Raw genomic sequence first — 17,867 nt, 5'->3', positions numbered from 1 at the left:
CGACGGTGGCCGGAACTCGCTGTGCCCTTGTCATCACCCGTTGTCTGCACATAAGTTGACCGCTTGCGACGTGTCCTACTGCCTGTGGGGGAGCCACATCATGGCCGCGAACGGACGGCACCGCAGATACCAGCCCAGCCGCATCAACCGTGCTTCGCTCACGGTCACGGTGGGCGGCGCGGGCATTGCACTCCCGCTCATCACCGCCGCATCGGCCGGTGCTGCGTCAGGAGATGTCTGGGAGAAGGTCGCCGCGTGCGAATCCACCAGTAACTGGCACATCAACACCGGCAACGGCTACTTCGGCGGGCTTCAGTTCACCCGGTCGACCTGGGCGGCCTACGGTGGCACGGTCTATGCGCCGCGCGCGGACCTGGCCACCAGGGACCAGCAGATCGCCATCGCGGAGAAGGTCCTTCAGGGTCAGGGCCCGGGTGCGTGGCCGGTCTGCTCCGGGAAGGCGGGCCTGACGCGGGGCGGTGACGGACCCGACATCAACGCGCAGTCCGAGCGGACGGCCGAGGTCGCGACGCCGAAGAGGGCCGATTCCCGGACATCCGTGCCGACCAGGGCCGAGACGAAGAAGGCCTCGTTACCCGCCACCCCGACGACGGTGCCGGGCAAGCGGGACTCGTACACCGTGGCCCGCGGGGACTCGCTCTCCGGGATCGTGGCAGACCGGCGTCTGGAGGGCGGCTGGCAGCGGCTGTACTCGGCGAACCGCACGGTTGTCGGTGACGACCCGGACCTGATCTTCCCGGGCCAGCGTCTGAGCCTCGACCTGGCAGGGACCGCCAGGACCGCCACCGGCGCTGCTCCGAAGCAGGATGCCAAGTCGGAGCCGCGGGCCAAGGAGAAGGCGGCACCCGCACCGAAGAAGGCGGCACCCGCACCGAAGGGGACGGCGCAGCCCGAGCGAAAGCAGACGGCGCAGCCCGCGCAGCAGGCGAAGCCGAAGCCGGCGGCGCAGCCGAAGCAGACACAGCAGGCGAAGCCGACACCCAAGAAGACGGAGACCCACAAGACCGAGACCCACAAGACCGAGACCCACAAGACCGAGAGCCACAAGGCCCAGACCCGCAAACCCGAGACCCGCAAACCCGAGCGGGCGGAGAAGCACTCCGGGCTCACCGCACCGGTGGCGGCTCGCACAGGCACCCCGTATCACCAGGCAGGTTCCTGGTCCAGCGGCTATCACACGGGCGTCGACTTCCCCGTGCCCACCGGCACGTCGGTGAAGGCGGTCGCTCCCGGCACGGTCGTCTCGGCGGGCTGGGGCGGGGCGTACGGCTACCAGATCGTCATCCGGCACGGCGACGGCAAGTACAGCCAGTACGCGCACCTGTCGTCGCTGCTCGTGCGCTCCGGGCAGCACGTCGGCGGGGGACAGCGCATCGCCCGCTCCGGCTCCACCGGCAATGTCACAGGGCCGCACCTGCACTTCGAGGTCCGGACAGGACCCGACTACGGTTCCGATGTCGACCCGCTGGCCTACCTCAGGGCGGGCGGCGTCAGGGTCTGAACGCCGGGGCGCTCACCGGCCGCGGTGGCGGAGGCGGTGGACTCCGCGGATGACGCGCCCTTTCGCACGGCGCCTCCGCGCGGCCGCGGGTCCGGTCCGAACTCCGCCTGACCCACCCGGCGCTCCAGCGGCATCCGCACGGGCAGCGGCAGCAGCGGGGCGGGAAACGTTTCCGCGGCCGCCACTGGCGGCATCGGCCCCGTGGGTTCGGGAAAGGCCACCACGGTCGGCGTCGCCGACCGGACCGGGCGGGGCGGAGCGCCCGCCGGATCGGTCGCTGCCTCCGCCGGTTCCGGCGAGCCGGCGGGCCCGGCGAAATCCGCCGGGTCCTCGCCGGAGGCGCTGGACGCGGCGGGGGACAGGGGCCCCGGCGGAGATGAGGGGGCGGTGGCGCCGTCGCCGTCGGACGCCCCGTCCGCGCGGGCAGTGGCCTGCGAGTGCTCGCCGGGGGTCTGCCGGCCCTCCCGGCGCTCCGCGCTCATCCGTTCCGTGGTGAGCATGATCAGTCCGCCTGCCGCGACGGCCCCGCAGGCGAGGGCGAGCATCGTGCCCGCGGTGCCGTAACGGAACTGCTCACCGAACAGCGTGATGCCGACCGCGGCGGCCACCACCGGGTTCACCACGGTCACCGTGGCGAGCGGGGCCGTCAGACCCGCGCCGCGGTAGGCGGCCTGGGACAGCAGCAGCCCGGCCCCTGCGAGCGCAGCGATCACCAGCAGTGTCGGAAGGCCCGCGCCCACCGAGCCCGAGGTCCACTGCATGGCAACGGTCTTCGTGAACACCGACGCGATACCGAAGGCGACACCTGCGGCCCCGGCCAGGACCACGCTGCGCATCACCGGCCGGCGCATGGCCTTCGCGACCAGGATGAGCGCGGCCACCGCACCGAACGTCACGACGGCGAGCATCAGTTGCTGCGGCCCGCCCAGAGAGTGCGCATCGGAACTTCCGGTCAGGGCCAGCAGTCCCGCAAGCCCCGCCGTCGTCATGACCGCGCCGCGCCAGGCGGTCGCCCCGGCCCTGCGGCGTACGAAGAGGGCGGCCATCGGCAGGGCGAAGACGATGGTCAGGGCGCCCAGCGGCTGCACGAGGCTGAGCGGACCGTACGCCAGCGCCACCACGTGCAGGACGGCGCCCACACCGTTCAGCGCCACCGCGGCCCACCAGACCCGGTTGCGCAGCGGTGCGAGTGAGCGGCCGTCGGAGGCCGTGGCCACGCGCTCCTGGACGATCGCCCCGGCCGCGTAGGCGACCGCGGAGACCAGTGACAGGAGCACGGACAGCGCGAGGGAACTCATGTACACCACGATCTCCCTTCAAAGCGCCCGCGTCGTCGTCCCTGAGACGGCGATTCGGCGTACTGCTTTGGTAGTACGGGAGCGGTCCCGGTGTCCTCCTCCCGACGGTAGTCCTCCCTGTGGCCGACGTCAGAACGATCATCCCGCACAGTTACGGTGAACCGCGAGCCGCGGCACTGCCGGTGCCCGCGGGGTCACATCAGGTGGCCGGGCGGAGCAGGAGGCGGCAGCGCGATGGACGAGAACGAAGCGGCCGGCCCGGGCGGGTTCTTCGCGTTGCGGACGGCCCCGGTGCCGGACGGTGGGCACCTTGCGCTGGCACGGCTGTACGCGGGGGAGGACGCACCGCTCACAGCCCGGATCGACACCGTGGCGGAGCGCCTCGGCACGTCGGAACGACGGGTCGCCGCCTCCGTCGCGCATCTGGGGCTCGCCGCGCGGCTGTGGTCGACCGCTCTGGGCCCGGCCGCCCTCACCGGGGGATTCCCCGCTCTGCGGGCCGAGGACCTTCATTGGGACCCCCGGCTGTCCGCCCCGGACGACCTGCGGCTCGATGGAGGCGCCATGCTTCCTGGTTCGGCGTCCCGGATCAGGGACGCCGTCCACTACGGCCATCTCGAACCGCTCTGCGCCGCGATCCGCCGGGACACCCCCGTGCCGGTCCGCCTGCTGTGGGGCAACGCCGGTTCCGCGCTGGCGGGAGCCGTGCGCCAGCTGGTCGGGTGGGCGCGTACGCACAGCAGGCCGGATGTCGCCGCGCGCACCCGCGCCCTGGCAGCCGAACTCTTCGACCACGCGGATCTGCGCGATACGGGCGCACCGCACGGTCCGGGCTTCCGCAGGCGCACCTGTTGTCTCTACTACCGAGTCCCGGGCGGTGGGCTGTGCGGTGACTGCGTCTTCGACGATGCTCCCCGCACACCGCCGGGGCGGCCAGGACCGGGCTGAGCGGACAGCGCGCGCCGCGTGCCGGTCCGGCGCCGGACAGAGCCTTTCGGGTGTCTCCCGCCGGCCGTGCGGCACGTACTGCACCGGGCGGAAAGGCGCGGGTTGTGAAGTCGACGGAGAATGTGTCATCTCTGCGACGAGGAGCTCGAGCATGCAGCAGTCCACCGTGAGGGCGCTCGGTGCCGGGCCGCGTGCCCGCACCCGTGGGGCGATCGGCGCCACGCATGGTTCTTGACCTCGTCATCATCGGCCTCGCCATCAATGTGGGGCCCCTGCACAACAGCGCGTTCATCCTGTTGCTCTCCGCGCCCCGTGGTGTCCGGAAGGGACTGGCGTTCGTCCTGGCGTGGCTCGGCTGTCTGGTCCTGGTACTTGCCGTGGTGATTCTGCTGACCGGTGGCAAGCCGCCGGTTCCCCGAAGCGCGCCCTCCACGGTCGCCCTGGCGCTCAAGCTGGCGCTGGGTATCGGAATGGTGGTCTACGCGGAGTCGAAACGGCGCCGGAGCGGTGGCGGGCGGCAGCACCGGACCCCCAAGTGGCTGGGGAGACTGGACAGTGCCTCCGGGTGGACCGCTGCGGGGCTGGGCGTCATTCTGCAGCCCTGGGGTCTGGTCGCCGCGGGTGCCGCCACGGTCGTCCAGGCGCATCTGTCCTCGCTCGGCTCGTACGTGTCGCTCGTGGCCTTCTGCCTGCTCGCCACCTCCGGCCTGATCACGATGGAGTTGTACGCGACGTTCCGGCCCGCGAAGTCCCGCGCGAAGCTCGGTGCGCTGCGCGACTGGACCGAGAGCCATCAGGACCAGGTGATCGTCACGTTGTCGCTGCTGGTCGGAGTGTGGCTGGTCGCCAAGAGCATCTACCAGCTCGTCTGATCCATGGCTCCCTGCGTCCAGCCGAGCTGGTCTGATCCGTGATCTGGCCTTCCGTCGTACGCGCCTGATCCGCAACCCCGTCTCCCGTCGTGCGCGCATGGTCCGTGCCCCGTCTCCCGTCGTGCGCGCATGGTCCGTGCCCCGTCTCCCGTCGTGCGCGCCTGGTCCGCGACAAGCGCAACCCCTCGCCGGGCATGCCAAAAGACGGCGTGGCGTTCCGGTCCGCGCCGTGGTGCCAGGGGCTCTGACGTGGCCTCCTCCGGTGTTCCTCCGCTCCGCATCCGGGCTTGTCATGGACCTGGACAGCGCCACATGCGGCGTGCTGTCATGCCAACTGCCATTCCTTCCAACGTTGTACATCGTGTTGCAACGAGCCGCCACCCTTCCTCACCAAGGAGGATCCGTGCGCATCGACAAGAGACTGATTCTGTTCCTGGCAGGCGCTGTTGGGGCCGCCGGACTGTCTGCCGTACCCGCTGCTTCGGCGGTCGGGCAGCAGCCCGGAGGCTCCGCCGAAGTGCAGGGGCTGAAGGGGGAGTACTACACCCAGACGGCCCCGGGCGCCTTCGACTTCGGGGAGCTCAAGGCCACCGGATTCGATACCTCCATCGACTTCCCGACCCTGGAGTCGCGGCTGCTCTCGGCCACCGGACAGGCCGACGACGCCAGCATCCGGTGGACCGGGAAGATCGTGCCGGAGAAGTCCGGCGCTCATACGTTCTCCATGATCGGGGACAACGGCTTCCGCCTCTGGATCGACGGGAAGCCGGTCATCGATCACTGGGTCGACGACTGGGAACGGGAACAGACCTCCCAGCCGGTCGAGTTGACCGCCGGTACCGCCTACGACTTCAAGGTGGAGTTCTTCGAGCACCAGGGAGGCTCCAACCTCCATCTCAAGTGGACCGAACCGGGCGGCACGAAGGTGCCGGTGCCGCAGTCGGCCTTCCGGCTGCCGGACGACTTCGCGTACGACGGGGCCATAGGCGCCACCGTGCTCGCCGACGGCCGCACACTCAAGCTCGACTTCGCGCAGAAGCTCGGCACCCTGCCGGCCGGTCTGGTGAACCACCTGGACGCCGTCATCGGCGGGGCCGAGTGGCCGCTCGGGGCGGTCGAGGCCGACCCGGCCGACCCGCGCAGTCTGACCGTCGCACTCAAGGAACCGGTCGTCGGGAACAAGGCCGGTGACGCCACGGGCCTGGCCGACATCCGTTACGACGGGGACGGCGCTCTGTCCGGCGAGGACGGCAAGGCCGTCGGTGCCTTCTGGTCCAGCGGGCCCAACCACTCCACGTACCAGCTGCGCACGAAGTGGGCCGACGAGGTCGGGCCGAAGAATGCCCTGCCCGAGTATCCGCGTCCCCAGCTCACCCGCGACAACTGGCAGAACCTCAACGGGTCCTGGGAGTTCGCCGCGGCGAAGACAGGGGAGCAGCCGCCGGTGGGCAAGAAGCTCGGCGAGAAGATCCTCGTCCCGTACCCGGTCGAGTCGCAGCTCTCCGGGATCGAACGGCACGAGGACCGCATGTGGTACCGCCGGACCTTCACCGTCCCGAAGGACTGGAAGGTCGGCTCGGGCAAGCGTCTCCAGCTGAACTTCGGGGCCGTGGACTGGCAGTCCGAGGTGTACGTCAACGGCCACAAGGTCGCCGAACACAAGGGCGGCTACGACAAGTTCGGCGCCGACGTCACCGACGCGCTGAAGCCCGGCCGCACCCAGGAGCTGATCGTCGGCGTCTACGACCCGACGGACGCCGCGGACGGCGAGAACCCGCCCATGGGCAAGCAGCGCCTGGACCCGAGCGGCATCTGGTACACCCCGTCCTCCGGTATCTGGCAGACCGTCTGGATGGAGCCGGTCGCGGCCGACCACGCGGACTCCCTGAAGCTCACCCCGGACGTCCCGGGCGAGAGCGTCGCCGTCGAGGTGCGCGGGGCACGGGACGGGGTCCCGGTCACGGCGACCGCGTACGACGGCAAGCGCAAGGTCGGCACCGCCACCGGCCGGACCGGTTCGGCGCTGACGGTGCCCGTCCCCGATCCGCACCTGTGGTCCGCCGACGATCCGCACCTCTACCAGCTGAAGGTCACCGTCGGATCCGACCGGGTCGGCAGTTACTTCGGGATGCGGTCCATCGCCGTCGAGAAGGTGAACGGCACCCCGCGCACCGTCCTCAACGGCAAGCCGGTCTTCCTGATGGCCACCCTCGACCAGGGTTTCTGGCCGGACGGGCTGCACACCGCACCCACCGACGAGGCGCTCGCGTACGACCTGAAGATGCACAAGGCGCTGGGCTTCAACTCGGTCCGCAAGCACATCAAGGTCGAGCCCGACCGCTGGTTCTACTGGGCGGACAAGCTGGGTCTGATGGTCTGGCAGGACATGCCGGCGATGAACACCGTCAATCCGTCGGCCGCCGCGCGTGCCGAGTACGAGCACGAGATGAAGGAGATGATCGACGAACACTCCAGCCACCCGTCCGTCGTCATGTGGGTCACCTTCAACGAGGGCTGGGGCCAGTACGACGAGGCCCGGATCGCCGACCAGGCCAAGGCCTGGGACCCGACACGGCTGGTGAACAGCATGTCCGGCATCAACCTCGGCGTCGACGGCGGGACAGGGGACATCATCGACGAGCACGGCTACCCGAGCCCCGCGCTTCCGAAGCCGGACGGTCAACGGGCCCTGATCAGCGGTGAGTACGGCGGACTCGGCCTCGCGGTGCCGGGCCACGCGTGGGCCGTGCAGCAGTCGTACATCGCGGTCGACCCGGCCACCTACACCGACGACTACCTCACCAAGCTCGACGAGGTCCACGCGCTGGCCTGCAAGGGCGGCAACGGCGCGGTGTACACGCAGATCTCCGACGTGGAAGGTGAGCTGAACGGTCTGCTCACCTACGACCGCAGGGTCGTCAAGCCCGATGTGAAGCGGGTCCACGACGCCCAGCGGGCGCTGATCCGCGACGCGTCGAAGCCGGTCGTGGCGGGCTGCCCCGCCGCGTGACCTGTGGTGCCGCTCCGGTCCGCCCCGCATCGGGCGGACCGGAGCGGCACCGTCCGACCCCTTGACGCGGATCAACGGGGAACCAAGAATGATCGCGCTCTGACAACGTTGTCCGAAGGAGTATCCCCATGCACCGGACCCCACGGCCGCGCCTTCGCGGCCCGGCGGCCGCACTCGCCGCCGTCGCGCTCCTGGGCGGTGTCCTCACCACCGGGGCCACGGCCCAGGCCGCGCCCCGGACCGACGGCCGGCTGACCGACCTGGTCAACCCGTTCATCGGCACCCAGAACGAGGGCAACACCTACCCCGGCGCCTCCGTGCCCTTCGGCATGGTGCAACTCTCCCCGGACACCGGCCACAACACCGGCTACGACTACGGCGAGAACCACATCCGCGGCTTCTCCTCGGTCCACCTCTCCGGCGTGGGCTGCGGCCTGGGCGGCGACCTGCCGACCCTGCCCACCACCGGTGACGTCACCGAGACCGACTACGCGAAGTACGCGGCCGAGTTCAGCCACGACGACGAGAAGGCGAGCCCCGGCTACTACCGGGTCGGGCTCAAGACCGGCATCGAGGCGGAGCTGACCGCGACGCAGCGCACCGGCGTCCAGCGCTACACCTTCCCGGCCACCGACAAGGCCAACGTCCTGCTCAACGCGGGCCAGTCGCTGCACAGGACGCTCTCGTCCAAGGTCGAGATCCTGGACAACCACACCGTCCGGACCGCGATCACCGGCAGCGGCTTCTGCCAGGACACCAAGCCGTACACGGTCTACACCGTCACCCACTTCGACCGGCCGTTCACCACGTCCGGCACCTGGAACGGCGACACCGTCACCGAGGGTTCGAAGCAGTCCTCGGCCACCGATGCCCGCAACGGTGCCTGGCTGCGCTTCGACACCACCAAGGACCGCACGGTCGAGGCCACCACCGCACTGAGCTACGTCGACGCCAAGGGCGCCGCGCTCAACCTCCGTGCCGAAGGCGGCCACACCTTCGACCACGCCGAGCGCGCCGCGCAGCGCACCTGGGAGGAACGCCTCGAAGGCGTGAAGGCCCAGGGCGGCAGCGACGAACTCCGCCGCACCTTCTACTCCTCCCTCTACCGGTCCTTCCTCGCGCCCAACGTCGGCAGTGACGTGGACGGCCGCTACACCGGCTGGGACCAGAAGAAGCACCGCGCAAACGGATTCACGTACTACCAGAACTGGTCCCTCTGGGACACCTACCGCACCCAGGCCCAGCTCCTCTCGCTGCTCGCCCCGCGCGAGTCCCGCGACATGGCGATATCCGTCCTGCGGATCGACGCCGAGAGTGGCTGGCTGCCCAAGTGGGGCTACGGCACCGTCGAGACGAACATCATGACCGGCGACCCGGTCACCCCCTTCCTCACCAACGCCTACCAGCAGGGTCTGCTGAAGGGGTACGAGGAGGAGGCGTACCGCGCCCTGAAGAAGAACGCCGACGGGGTGCCGGCCACGGACTCCGCACCGGTGGGCCGCGAGGCCAACGTCGAGTACCTGAAGGACGGCTACGCCCCGTACATCAAGGACCGTCCGCACGCCAAGCCCGGCGACTCCGACTACGACCACGGCGCCTCCGCCACCCTGGAGTACGCCCTGTCGGACGGCATGCTCGCCGAGATGGCCCGCGACCTCGGCCACGACGCCGACGCCGCCCGCTACGACGCGCGCGCCCAGAACTACCGGAAGATCTTCGACGCCTCCACCGGCTTCTTCCGCGCCCGCGACGCCTCCGGCGCCTTCACCGGCCCCGCCGACCCGGCGCAGAGCGAGGGCTTCCACGAGGGCACGTCCTGGCAGTACCAGTGGATGGTGCCGCAGGACATCCCCGGCATGGTCGGCCTGATCGGCGGCAAGGACGCCGCCAACCAGCGGCTCGACTCCTTCTTCGCGTACGACAAGCTCCTCGCCGACCCGGCGAAGACCGCGCGCGAGGTGTGGGTCAACGGCCCGTACGCGTACTACAACGCCGACAAGTACAACCCGCAGAACGAGCCCGACCTCATCGCCCCGTACACCTATCTCTCCACCGGCCAGCCGTGGAAGACGACCGACGTGGTCCACGCCGCCCTGACGCTCTTCACCAACGGGCCGACCGGCATGACGGGCAATGACGACCTGGGCACCATGTCCGCCTGGATGGTCCTCTCCTCGATCGGTGTCTTCCCGGTCCAGCCGGGCACCGACACGTGGGGCCTGTCCACACCGGCCTTCGAGCGCGTCGACATCAAGCTCGACCGCCGGTACTACCCGCGCGGCTCGCTCACGGTGAGCGCGCCCGGCGCCTCGGACACCGACCGGTACATCCAGTCGGCGCGGCTCGACGGTGCGCAGCAGTCGCGCACCTACCTCACCACGGACGACATCCGCTCGGCCCGTTCGCTCTCCTTCACGGTGGGCAGCGAGCCGTCTGCCTGGGGCACCTCGCCCGAGGACGCTCCGCCCGCGCTGGGCTGACCCGACACCGCACGGCATGTTGAGCGCCCTTCCCCCCTTCGGACGGGGGGAAGGGCGCTCACGTGCCTTGGCCTCAGGCGGGCGGCGGGGCGATCGCCTCGGCGACGGTAGGGAAGACCGGAAGGGCGCTGTCGAGGCCAAGCACCCCGATGAGCCGTTCCATGAACGGGGACGGCGCGGCGAGCCGCAGTCGGGGGCCCAGCAGGGTCTGGCCCTGAAGAAGCACGTTCACCGTCGTCGAGTCCGCGAAACTCACGTCGGAGAGGTCGACGACGACGGGCTCGTCGCCGTTCGATGCCGCGCTCTTCAGCGCGGCGCCGAGCGGGGCGACGTTGTCGATGTCGAGGTCGCCTGTCACGGCGAGGACCAGCGCTCCGGGGTCCTGGCGTGGGACGATTCTCATGGCTCTGCCGGCGCTGGGGGATGGAAGCACGGTCACCTCGTGATGCACTGGACGGCGGGGGAGAAAGCCGGTTGGTGTGGACGGTCCGGTGCAATTCCGTCCCTGCTCGCGGCGGGTGTCGGCCAACGATAGAAGTAACAGTTGCCATTTGACAACATTCTTCGTTGGGTAACAATCTGTACCCCAATGATCAACGTACGCACCCCGTCGAGGAGTGCCTCAGCACGCGGAAGCAGGGGCTGGATGAAGCTAGGCGCTGTCCGCGATGTCGTCGCGGAGCCGGTCGGCCGGGCTCCGGCCGGCAGCGAGACGCTGCGACGCGGCCGAGTGGAAGGCGGCCAGCCCTTCGGCGAGCGCCGCCACCTCGGCGGGCTTCATCTGTTCCAGCACGGCGGAGAGTTCGCGCGTGCGGATAGCCCGGCATTCCTCCAGAAGGGCGCGGCCCCGCACGGTCAGCCGGAGCTCGACCTCGCGGCGGCTGATCGGGCTGGGGTCCCGCTGGACGAGGCCCATGGCCTCCATCCGGTCGCAGAGCCTGCTCACCGACGGGGCGCGCGAACCGAGCGCCTCACCGAGCGAGCGGAGGTTGCTGCCCTCCTGCCTTTCGATCACGAGCAGGGCCCGCAGCTGCGAGGGCGAGACCGTGCCGGGAGGTGCGGCCTCCTGGCCGCGTCCCCACAGCACCTCCAGCAGTTCGGAGGCGGCGCAGACATCCTCGGAAACCCGCTCGAGACGGTGAGGAAGGCCGGTGCGGTGGGGCATCCATCCACTCTGTCATCCGGAGCGTCCTCCTGTCAGCCCGGCCCCGCCCCTGTCACCCGGCGAAGAATGAGCGGAAGACCGTGAACGCCCGTACCGAAATCGAACGAGCCGTGCGCGCCGCCGCGCCGCACGCCCTGGTGGAGACGGTGCGCGAAGCACTCGCCACCGCGTACGACGCCCGGTCCGTCGAGCTGCTGCTGGCTGACTACGGGATGACCGTGCTCAAGCCGGTCGGTACCGCACCGGGGCACGAACGTACTCTGTCGATGCACAACAGCCCGCAGGGCCGTGTCTTCGGCAGCCAGCGTCCGCACGAGGAGCCGGCCGGCCACGGCGACCAGGTCGACCATCACTTTCCCGTGACGGTACGCGGTGAGCGCCTCGGAGTCCTCAGCGTCCGCCTCCCGGCCGGCGCCACCCCGCAGACCATGGACGAGCTGGCCCACGTGGCCGACCTCCTGGGCCACGAGATCGTAGTGGCGGAACGGGGCACCGACCACTACCAGCGGGCCCGCCGCATCACCCGGCTCACGCTCGCCGCCGAGATGCAGTGGCAACTGCTCCCTGCCAGGTCCTTCACCGCGGCCGAGTACGCCATCGGCGCGCAGCTGGAACCCGCCTACGCCGTCCACGGGGACAATTTCGACTGGGCCGCAGACGGTGACCAGCTGACCGTCGCCGTGACCAACGGCCTGGGCGAGGGCATCCAGGCATCCCTGCTCACCAACCTCGCGGTGAACGCTCTGCGCAACGCCAGAAGGGCCGGCATCGGCATCGCGGACCAAGCAGCCCTCGCCGACCAGGCGCTGTACGAGCAGCACCGCGGCAGCGCACATGTATCGACCCTGCTGCTCCGCTTCGACCTCGCCACCGGAACGGTCGGCGCAGTGGACGCGGGCTCCCCGCAGCTGTGGCGGCTGCGTGGCCGGACGGTCGGCCGGGTGGAACTGGACGCGCAACTGCCGCTCGGCATGTTCGAGGAGTCGCAGTACGTGGTCCAGAACCTCCAGGCACTCCCCGGCGACCGGCTGCTGCTCGTCAGCGACGGGGTGTACGACGCCGTGTCACCTCTCGGCGAGGCGTACGTGGAACGTGGCCTGGCCAGGGCGATCCTCGCGACGCGGCTGCTGCCCGCGGCTTCGGTCCCGGGCGCCGTCCTGCGTGAACTCGCGGACTACCGCGACGCGGACACGCTCGACGACGCACTGGTCGTCTGCATCGACTGGTTCGGCAGGCAGGGGAGTGACGGCTGATCCCATGGCCCGTGCCGCCGGAGCCGATCAGCTGCTGAGCATGAACTCGGCACGGATGCGCTTGCCGACCGGCACCCGCTCCGCCGTCAGGCGGTCGCACAGGGCCACGACGATCTCCATGCCGTGGCCGCCGAGCCGGCTCGGGTCGGGGGAGTAGAAGACCGGGAGCGCGCTGCTGCTGTCGTACACCGTGACGCTGATGCGCTCGGCGGTGCCTTCGAGCTCCAGCAGGTAGGGACCGTGGCTGTAGCGGTCGGCGTTGGTGACCAGCTCGCTCACGGCGAGCATCAGATCGTTGCGGGTGTGAGTGCCGAGCACGGCCGTCCATTCAGCCACGAGCCGCGCGAGAAAGCGGTCGGCCAGCGCGCGTGCCTGCGAGATGCACCCCGGTTCGCCGTCGAACACCTCGGCACTGTGCAGTGCCTCCGTGGGCGGAGAACTCTTCGGGGAGTCGTCCGGCCGGGAGATGGCCTGTTCGTTCATGTGCTCCAGCCAGGGCGCAGCGGGGGAGGCCGTGGACCTCTCTTCTCGCTGGTCGTGTACCCGCGCCGGGAGATCCCACTCCCGAGTGATGTCAGCAGATATTACGCACGTCCGGGAAGCCGTACCACGGTCACGAAGAACTCGTCGATCTGGCGGACCGCCGCGATGAACTGGTCGAGGTCGACAGGCTTCGTGACGTAGGCGTTGGCATGCAGTTTGTAGCTGCGCAGGATGTCCTCCTCGGCGGAGGACGTGGTCAGCACGACCACGGGAATGAGCGAGAGCTCGGGGTCCTGCTTGATCTGCTCCAGCACCTGGCGCCCGTCGTACTTGGGCAGGTTCAGGTCGAGCAGGATCAGGTCGGGACGCGGGGCGTCGCCGTAGGTGCCGCGTCGGTAGAGGAAGTCGAGCGCTTCCTGCCCATCGCGGACCACATGGAGGGTATTGCGGATCTTGTTGTCCTCGAACGCCTCACGCGTCATGAGCTCGTCGCCGGGGTCGTCCTCGACGAGAAGGACCTCGATGGGCTGTACGGGGTTGGTCACGCGGTGTCTCCGGAGGTCTCGTCGGGGTCGGCCGTTTCCCCGGCCGCTGATGGGGAGGTGTCGGCGTCGGCGGGCAGGCAGAAATGGATGCGGGCGCCCTGGCGGGGTTCGGGGTCGAGCCAGATCCGGCCGCCGTGGAACTCGATGATCTTGCGGCAGAGGGCAAGTCCGATGCCCGTGCCGTCGTACTCGTCGCGGGCGTGCAGACGCTGGAAGATGACGAAGACCTTGTCGGCGAACTCGGGGGCGATGCCGATGCCGTTGTCCGTCACGGTGAAGTGCCAGGCGTCCTCCTCCCGCACACAGCCGACCGTGATGACGCACGGCTCGTCGGGGCGGCGGAACTTCACGGCGTTCCCGATCAGGTTCTGCCAGATCATCGCGAGCGTCGTCGAGTCACCGTTCACCTCGGGGAGCGGGTCCGCACGCACGACCGTGGCTCCCGCCTCCTCGATGACCAGTGCCAGATTGGCCAGGCCCCGGTCCAGAGCGTGGTCGAGATCGACGGAGCTCCAGCTGTCGTGGACCCGGCCGACCCGGGAGAAGGTGAGCAGGTCGTTGATGAGCACCTGCATGCGCTTGGCGCCGTCGACCGCGAAGTCGATGTACTGCTTGCCGCGCGCGTCCAGCTCGGTCCCGTACCGCTTGTCCAGCAGCTGGCAGAACGACGCGACCTTCCGCAGCGGCTCCTGGAGGTCGTGCGAGGCGACGTAGGCGAACTGCTCCAGCTCGGAGTTGGAGCGGCGGAGCTCCTCCGTCTGCTGCGCCAGCAGCTCCTCGCGCTCCTGGGAGGCGTCGAGCTCCTCGACCAGCCGGCACCGCATGTCCTCGACGGCGGCGGCCACGGCCCGTACGTCGGACGGCCCACGTACCTGGATCCGCCGGCGGAAGGTGCCGGACCGCACCTGGCGGGAGGCCTCGGCCAGGGCGTTGAGCGGCCGTCCCACCACCCGGTGCAGCAGCAGGCTGAGGGCGATCACGCACACGACGAAACAGGCCACCAGCGCGACCAGCGTCTTGTCGCGTGTGGCACGTGCGTCGTTGAGCTGGGCACGCGCGTGGTCCCTGGCGGCGTCGAGATGGGACTGCTGCACGGTGTAGAGCTGCCGGAGTCTGTCGAAGGCGGCCTTGCTCCCGGCGGTCCTGGCGGACGACCGGCCCTCCGGGCCGTCGCGCCGGACGGCGGCGATCAGCGGTTCGGCATGCTCCTTGCGCCACTGCGCGGAGGCGGCGGCGATCCGGTCCAGATCGTGGGTGTACGGCTCGCCGTCACCCATGGCGGCGCGGACCCGCGCCAGGCGCTGCTCCTCGTCGCGCTTCCCGGTCGCGTACGGCTGGAGGAAGGAGGGGTCACCGGTGAGGGCGTAGCCACGGACCCCGGTCTCCTGGTCGAGCAGCGCGTTCTGCAGCTGGAAGGAGGCCGAGCGGGCCGGCTGGATGCGGTCGACCAGTTCGGTGGTCCGGTCGGATATTCGGGCCAGGACGAGTCCGCCGGCCACCAGACAGCCGCACACGACCAGGACGAAGCAGCCCAGGATCAGATGGACCCAGTTCTGGACCGACAGCCGCGCCAGCCGTCCCGGCCGCTGCGGGGAGTCGTCCGGTGAGTCACTGCTCATGAGGTGTCCTTTTTCCAGGCGAGATGCAGCACGGCCACATCGTCGGCGAGGCCGCCGTAGGGAGCGGCCCCCTCGGTGGCGCCGGCGACCAGCGCGTCGACGAACGGCCGGGCCGGCAGCGCCGCCCGGTCGCGGGCCATGGCGAGCAGGCCTTCCTCGCCCAGCCGGGTGTCGAGCCCGGTACGGCCTTCGAACAGCCCGTCGGTGAAGAGTACGAGTCCGGCGCCCGACGCCAGCGCGTGCTCGGTCGAGACCCACTGGCCGTGGCCAGGCAGCAGCCCGAGGGCGATACCGCCCTCGGGCTCCACCCAGTCGATGTCCGTGCCGTGGCGCAGCAGAAGCCCCGGGTGTCCCGCCCTGACGATGCGGACGTGGTCCCTGCCGGGCGGAAAGACGAGCGAGGTGACGGTTGCGAAGACATGGGGGTCGGAACGCTCGGCGACGAGCATCTCTTCGAGCAGCGCGAGCTGTTCGAGCTGGTCGGTGCCGCACAGGACCGCGGTGCGCCAGGCCACCCTCAGGCAGACACCGAGCGCGGCCTCCGCCGCACCGTGCCCGGACACATCGCCGATCACGGCGTGGACCGTGCCGTCGGATCTCTGGACCACGTCGTAGAAGTCGCCGCTGAGCAGTCCGTGGGCACGGCCCGGCTCGTAGCGGGCGACGGCCTCGAAGGAGTCGTCGTTCAGCAGCGGGACGGGCAGCAGCCCTCGTTCGAGGCGCGCGTTCTCCTGGGCCATCAGCTGAGTGGAGCGAAGGGCGGCCGCGGCCCGTTCGACGTGCTTGCGCTGGAGTGCGTAACGGACCGCGCGCGACAGCGCCTGCGGGTCGATCCGCCCCTTGACGAGATAGTCCTGCGCACCGGTGGCCACCGCGTCGAGCCCCGCCTCGGCCTCCGCCAGGCCGGTCAGCACCACGATGGCGGCGTCCGGGGTGGTCTCCAGGATCCGTTTCACGGCACTCAGCCCGTGCACATCGGGAAGGTGCAGGTCCAGCAGCACGCAGATAGGTGTCCGGTGACTGCTCAGGAAGGTCAGCGCCTCGGTCAGGGTCTTGCACCAGGTGAGCGCGGAACCCAGTTCACCGTCGGCGAGCATCTCCTCGACGAGCAGAGCGTCGCCGGCGTCGTCCTCGACCAGGAGGATGGCGGCGTCGACGTCCCAGACGGAAGGCCGTTCGGCCGGCACGGAAGCGGCCTGCACCGGAAACGCCGCCGGGACCGGCTGCCGGGTGTGGGAGCGGGTACGCATCTCAGCCACGGTTCACCCTCTCGTCGCGCCCGAGCGGGCCGCCATTCCTCGCCCCGCAGCATATGTGAACAACGTCCGCCGCTCCGCGGTCGGGCGTCGTCCGGCTGCCGGGGGGCCGGTGGTTCAGCTCGGGGGGATGTCGCCGGTGAGTTTCTCCAGCCTGAGCAGATCGTGCGGGGTGATGCCGGCGAGCCCGGACACCGTGTCGATGTCAGCGCCCGTGCGGACCGCGAGCACCGCTTCCAGTTCGACGTCGGCGCGGGCGGCGTCGGCTGCCGCCTCGGCGTCCCGAAGCCGGTACACGGCCAGTTCCAGTGGGGAGAGGGACGGGATGCTCTCACGCGCCGGGCTCACGCCTCGACGGACATCCCTGCCCGCAGCTGCTTGACGATGCGCGCGATCAGCCGGGAGACGTGCATCTGCGACACCCCGAGCTCGGCACCGATCTGGGACTGCGTCATCTCCTGGCCGAAGCGCATCTGAACGATCCTGCGCTCGCGGTCGTCGAGCTGTTCCAGCAGCGGCGCCAAGGTGTGGAGGTTCTCGACGGTGTCCATCCCCGGATCGGCCTCGCCGATCACGTCGGCGAAGGACCGCTGGTCGTTGCCGGAGTCGGTCTCGGCCGAGGGCGTGTCCAGGGACCCCGCTGAATAGCCGTTGGCCGCGACGAGCCCCTCGATGATCTCTTCCTCGGGAAGGCCGAGGTGGTCGGCGAGCTCCTTGACCGTCGGGTCACGGTCCAGGTCCGCGGCGAGCTGCTCCTTCGCCTTGGCGAGCTCCACCCGCAGCTCCTGGAGCCGTCGCGGCACATGCACCGCCCAGGTGGTGTCCCGGAAGAAGCGCTTGATCTCCCCGACGATGTAGGGGACGGCGAAGGTGGCGAACTCGACCTCGCGCGAGAGGTCGAACCGGTCGATGGCCTTGATCAGCCCGATGGTGCCCACCTGGATGATGTCCTCGGTGTCGTCGCCACCACGGTTGCGGAACCGCGCGGCGGCGAACCGGACCAGCGTGAGGTTCATCTCGATGAGGGTGTTGCGCGCGTACTGGTACTCGTGCGTGCCCTCTTCGAGGACCTGCAGACGGTCCAGGAACACCTTCGACAGGGCACGCGCGTCCTTCGGGGCCACCTTGCCGGTGTCCTCGATCCACGGCAGCTCCGAAGCTCCCGCGCCGTCCTCGCCGGGCAGCTTGCGCGTGCCGCCGAGGATGGTGCCGGTCTGCTCCGTCGTGCACGTCATGATGTCGCCCCTCCGTTTTGCCAAGTGCGTTGGAGCTCGTGTGCCCGGTAAAGGCGAAGTCATGCCGAACGGACGCGATTCCCTTATTTTTCGACGGCCGCCGTGACGGAGGGCCCGGCGGCGGGTGAAGCCGCTCCCGCACCCGAATGGAGCAGCATCCGGGGCATGGCAGACTTGTCGG

The 17,867-nt window shown here is 70.0% G+C and carries 15 protein-coding genes; 6 read left to right on the top strand and 9 right to left on the bottom strand.

Annotation, left to right across the window (positions count from 1 at the left end):
* Positions 1-100 precede the first annotated feature (100 nt).
* On the top strand, positions 101-1,522 hold the full coding sequence (locus ACIOEW_RS27070; RefSeq protein ID WP_401966572.1) for a transglycosylase family protein: 1,422 nt from the start codon (positions 101-103) through the stop codon (positions 1,520-1,522).
* Here the strand turns inward: ACIOEW_RS27070 and ACIOEW_RS27065 are convergent.
* Entirely contained in the window at positions 1,492-2,829 is a 1,338-nt protein-coding gene (locus ACIOEW_RS27065) for a DMT family transporter (RefSeq protein WP_401966570.1), read from the bottom strand. The two genes, ACIOEW_RS27070 and ACIOEW_RS27065, sit on opposite strands and share 31 nt — an antisense overlap.
* 225 nt (positions 2,830-3,054) lie before the next feature.
* Between ACIOEW_RS27065 and ACIOEW_RS27060 the strand changes: the two genes are divergently transcribed.
* From ACIOEW_RS27060 to ACIOEW_RS27045, 4 genes are all read left to right on the top strand, one after another.
* Positions 3,055-3,768: a (2Fe-2S)-binding protein gene (locus ACIOEW_RS27060; protein ID WP_401966568.1), complete on the top strand. Its 714-nt coding sequence runs from the start codon at positions 3,055-3,057 to the stop codon at positions 3,766-3,768.
* A gap of 224 nt (positions 3,769-3,992) precedes the next feature.
* A complete protein-coding gene (locus tag ACIOEW_RS27055; protein WP_362554968.1) occupies positions 3,993-4,640 on the top strand; it encodes a GAP family protein in 648 nt (215 codons plus the stop codon).
* Between the two features lie 403 nt (positions 4,641-5,043).
* Complete coding sequence (locus ACIOEW_RS27050) at positions 5,044-7,650, top strand: PA14 domain-containing protein (RefSeq protein WP_401966567.1); 2,607 nt, start codon at positions 5,044-5,046, stop codon at positions 7,648-7,650.
* A 128-nt stretch (positions 7,651-7,778) separates the two neighbouring features.
* Positions 7,779-10,130 carry a GH92 family glycosyl hydrolase gene (locus ACIOEW_RS27045; RefSeq protein WP_401966564.1) on the top strand — a complete coding sequence of 784 codons (2,352 nt, stop codon included), beginning with the start codon at positions 7,779-7,781 and terminating at the stop codon, positions 10,128-10,130.
* Positions 10,131-10,203: 73 nt separating this feature from the next.
* Here the strand turns inward: ACIOEW_RS27045 and ACIOEW_RS27040 are convergent, their stop codons facing one another.
* Both ACIOEW_RS27040 and ACIOEW_RS27035 read right to left on the bottom strand, forming a co-directional pair.
* Positions 10,204-10,533, bottom strand: a complete 330-nt coding sequence (locus ACIOEW_RS27040) for an STAS domain-containing protein (protein ID WP_362552479.1) — start codon at positions 10,531-10,533, stop codon at positions 10,204-10,206.
* 249 nt (positions 10,534-10,782) lie between these two features.
* Complete coding sequence (locus ACIOEW_RS27035) at positions 10,783-11,295, bottom strand: MarR family winged helix-turn-helix transcriptional regulator (protein ID WP_401966561.1); 513 nt, start codon at positions 11,293-11,295, stop codon at positions 10,783-10,785.
* A gap of 80 nt (positions 11,296-11,375) precedes the next feature.
* Here ACIOEW_RS27035 and ACIOEW_RS27030 point away from each other — a divergent pair, with 80 nt between their 5' ends.
* Positions 11,376-12,548, top strand: a complete 1,173-nt coding sequence (locus ACIOEW_RS27030; RefSeq protein WP_401966559.1) for a PP2C family protein-serine/threonine phosphatase — start codon at positions 11,376-11,378, stop codon at positions 12,546-12,548.
* 27 nt (positions 12,549-12,575) lie between these two features.
* Here the strand turns inward: ACIOEW_RS27030 and ACIOEW_RS27025 are convergent, their stop codons facing one another.
* From ACIOEW_RS27025 to ACIOEW_RS27000, 6 genes are all read right to left on the bottom strand, one after another.
* On the bottom strand, positions 12,576-13,031 hold the full coding sequence (locus tag ACIOEW_RS27025) for an ATP-binding protein (protein ID WP_362552470.1): 456 nt from the start codon (positions 13,029-13,031) through the stop codon (positions 12,576-12,578).
* A 101-nt stretch (positions 13,032-13,132) separates the two neighbouring features.
* Complete coding sequence (locus ACIOEW_RS27020) at positions 13,133-13,576, bottom strand: response regulator (RefSeq protein ID WP_350993180.1); 444 nt, start codon at positions 13,574-13,576, stop codon at positions 13,133-13,135.
* A complete protein-coding gene (locus ACIOEW_RS27015; protein WP_401966556.1) occupies positions 13,573-15,195 on the bottom strand; it encodes a CHASE3 domain-containing protein in 1,623 nt (540 codons plus the stop codon). The genes ACIOEW_RS27020 and ACIOEW_RS27015 overlap by 4 nt, the downstream gene beginning before the upstream one ends.
* Positions 15,192-16,445 carry a PP2C family protein-serine/threonine phosphatase gene (locus ACIOEW_RS27010; protein WP_401966555.1) on the bottom strand — a complete coding sequence of 418 codons (1,254 nt, stop codon included), beginning with the start codon at positions 16,443-16,445 and terminating at the stop codon, positions 15,192-15,194. The genes ACIOEW_RS27015 and ACIOEW_RS27010 overlap by 4 nt, the downstream gene beginning before the upstream one ends.
* A 123-nt stretch (positions 16,446-16,568) precedes the next feature.
* On the bottom strand, positions 16,569-16,799 hold the full coding sequence (locus tag ACIOEW_RS27005) for a hypothetical protein (protein WP_401966552.1): 231 nt from the start codon (positions 16,797-16,799) through the stop codon (positions 16,569-16,571).
* Entirely contained in the window at positions 16,796-17,686 is an 891-nt protein-coding gene (locus ACIOEW_RS27000) for an RNA polymerase sigma factor SigF (protein WP_362552458.1), read from the bottom strand. Before ACIOEW_RS27000 ends, ACIOEW_RS27005 begins: the two co-directional genes overlap by 4 nt.
* Positions 17,687-17,867: the final 181 nt, after the last annotated feature.

It is taken from the genome of Streptomyces sp. NPDC087901 (assembly GCF_044742205.1).
Taxonomy (GTDB): Bacteria; Actinomycetota; Actinomycetes; order Streptomycetales; family Streptomycetaceae; genus Streptomyces.
Note: the sequence above shows the minus strand (reverse complement) of the source record. Positions and strands in the feature narration are given on the sequence as shown.

What these genes read in the sequence shown, in the direction of transcription:
- ACIOEW_RS27000 (WP_362552458.1), bottom strand. Translation starts at nt 17,686, where the DNA reads ATGACGTGCACGACGGAGCAGACCGGCACCATCCTCGGCGGCACGCGC.
- ACIOEW_RS27060 (WP_401966568.1), top strand. Translation starts at nt 3,055, where the DNA reads ATGGACGAGAACGAAGCGGCCGGCCCGGGCGGGTTCTTCGCGTTGCGG.
- ACIOEW_RS27045 (WP_401966564.1), top strand. Translation starts at nt 7,779, where the DNA reads ATGCACCGGACCCCACGGCCGCGCCTTCGCGGCCCGGCGGCCGCACTC.
- ACIOEW_RS27035 (WP_401966561.1), bottom strand. Translation starts at nt 11,295, where the DNA reads ATGCCCCACCGCACCGGCCTTCCTCACCGTCTCGAGCGGGTTTCCGAG.
- ACIOEW_RS27055 (WP_362554968.1), top strand. Translation starts at nt 3,993, where the DNA reads ATGGTTCTTGACCTCGTCATCATCGGCCTCGCCATCAATGTGGGGCCC.
- ACIOEW_RS27040 (WP_362552479.1), bottom strand. Translation starts at nt 10,533, where the DNA reads ATGAGAATCGTCCCACGCCAGGACCCCGGAGCGCTGGTCCTCGCCGTG.
- ACIOEW_RS27015 (WP_401966556.1), bottom strand. Translation starts at nt 15,195, where the DNA reads ATGAGCAGTGACTCACCGGACGACTCCCCGCAGCGGCCGGGACGGCTG.
- ACIOEW_RS27010 (WP_401966555.1), bottom strand. Translation starts at nt 16,445, where the DNA reads ATGCGTACCCGCTCCCACACCCGGCAGCCGGTCCCGGCGGCGTTTCCG.
- ACIOEW_RS27070 (WP_401966572.1), top strand. Translation starts at nt 101, where the DNA reads ATGGCCGCGAACGGACGGCACCGCAGATACCAGCCCAGCCGCATCAAC.
- ACIOEW_RS27025 (WP_362552470.1), bottom strand. Translation starts at nt 13,031, where the DNA reads ATGAACGAACAGGCCATCTCCCGGCCGGACGACTCCCCGAAGAGTTCT.